Annotated in this window: 1 protein-coding gene; it reads left to right on the forward strand. The window is 41.4% G+C overall.

Annotated elements, in window-relative coordinates:
- Nucleotides 1-456: 456 nt before the first annotated feature.
- Nucleotides 457-747 (forward strand): hypothetical protein (locus V7676_RS18690; protein WP_335661064.1); only part of this gene is annotated, 291 nt, incomplete at its 3' end.

Here is a 747-nt window from a genome sequence, read left to right on the forward strand (position 1 = left end):
GCTCCGAAGAGCAGATGCCGCTTTATATTCTGCCAAGAAAAATGGTCGAAACCAGGTCGTAATTGATCAGTCTGAGTTTGTTCATTGACATTTTTTTGGTTTCAGCTTGGTCAACATCGTTTAATTAACCAGCATATTATTTACGAAAATATGTGTGGCCTAAACATGGCAATCCCATTTTGATGCAGCGGTGCACAGCAGCGATATAGATCTCAAAAAGCGGACCCGATAATATTGAACGCTATGGCTACTTTTCCTAGTTTGCTGACCAGCCGCTTTTATTTTCCATCCAATCAGTTCGAGTGACCAAAACTGGGTGGAAGACGGAACGTCCGATTCTCGTGAGTAATTCGACAAAGCGAATGTTAATTTTTCAACTTTGCACCTTAACGTTTTATCATTCGATAACTATTGCCGTGTATATTGTGATCAAGAAACGGAGAACGGTGCCGACGAATGAAAAGTGAGCCACTCAAGATTGAGGATAGTCAGGAAATTGACTTCTCAACAAATGATTCACAAAGTTTCTTTGGTAGGATCAGTTCACGCATTCTAAAACAAAAAGAGGATTCGAAGACCGCCGGTACGTTTCTTCTGAAAACTACGGAGGCTTTGCTTCTCTTACAAAATTACGAAGAAACCAGACAGGGATGGTTTTGGTCAACCGATGAGACTGGTAATATCACCTATGTTACCGATTCTTTGGCTGAGGCAATGAATCAGTCGCAACAAGGATTGATAGGAACC

It is taken from the genome of Parasphingorhabdus sp., assembly GCF_036963805.1.
Lineage (GTDB): Bacteria > Pseudomonadota > Alphaproteobacteria > Sphingomonadales > Sphingomonadaceae > Parasphingorhabdus.